Source organism: Brevibacillus reuszeri, assembly GCF_002897295.1.
Taxonomy (GTDB): domain Bacteria; phylum Bacillota; class Bacilli; order Brevibacillales; family Brevibacillaceae; genus Brevibacillus; species Brevibacillus reuszeri_A.
In genome coordinates this window covers 1-1,016 of sequence record NZ_BEXF01000106.1, presented here as the reverse complement: position 1 = coordinate 1,016, position 1,016 = coordinate 1, and the positions used below count along the sequence as shown (strand labels likewise).

The following is a 1,016-nucleotide window of genomic DNA, read 5'->3' as shown; positions in this document are numbered from 1 at the left end:
GGGGAGCGGTAGGGCAAGATTAACGTTCTTTGAACCTATACAAACCAAAGAGCAATTCTTATCAGAACAAACTAAAGAGGTTACACAAGGACTAATCCGTGAATTTGGAGATTTAGTTGTTGGTCATATGATCGATGCATTGGATGAAGCAGACCCTAAATTGATCTCTAAGCTACAAGATAAACTGAACCAAATGAATCACGGGAGTTCATCATGAAATCGGCTGTAAAAACAAATCTGATTTTTTTAATCATGTTACTCACGGGCTCATTTGTGCTGATCCAAATGGGTTGGTATGTTGCGCATCAAGTGCTAGGTGTACCACTCAATTGGAATATAATACAATACTGCTTAACCGCTATACAGGAAGACACATTGGGGCATGACATCATAAAAGTTTTATTTAATCTTGTCATTTTGTATACAGTGGTGCGACTAGTTGGCAGATCAGGTAGACAATTATTCTTGACTTGGAAATGGATGCGGACGTTTAGAAATAATACGGATCACCAGCAAACGGTATACCTAAACAAGGTATACCAGGATTGGAATACAGAAATTATGGTTGTAAGAGATGACGCATTTGTTGCTCTGGCAATGGGGATTTGGCAACCACGTATCGTTATTTCTACTGGGCTTATGAACATGTTCAACGAAGAGGAAATCAGGGCAATATTACTCCATGAATGGTATCACTGCAGGGGACGCGATCCGCTTCAAATGTTCTTGGTCGTTTTACTGACAGAGAGCATGGGGTATATTCCATTATTAAAAACATTGAGCAATCAGTTTGCAACTAGGAAGGAACTTCTTGCGGATCGCTTTGCTCTAAGACATATGAAATCTGAATATCACTTAGGGAATGTATTATTGAAGTTGTCCACTTTGGTAAATAATCGGCATATAACCGTAGCTGTGCCCTTTGCTAATACAGCGATTAATTACCGAATATTACAAGTGCTTCAGCCGGATCAACCGCTTCATATTCCTTTTTCCTACGGCCAATCTCTTTTGTT

General features: G+C 39.5%; 1 protein-coding gene and 1 pseudogene. Both read left to right on the top strand.

Annotated elements, in window-relative coordinates:
• Nucleotides 1–217, top strand: a pseudogene (locus tag C3B52_RS37715) (BlaI/MecI/CopY family transcriptional regulator); the annotation flags it as partial.
• Nucleotides 214–1,016, top strand: an 803-nt coding sequence (locus C3B52_RS35650) for a M56 family metallopeptidase (protein ID WP_103111010.1), incomplete at its 3' end; no start/stop codon positions are given. The pseudogene C3B52_RS37715 and the gene C3B52_RS35650, both read left to right, overlap by 4 nt.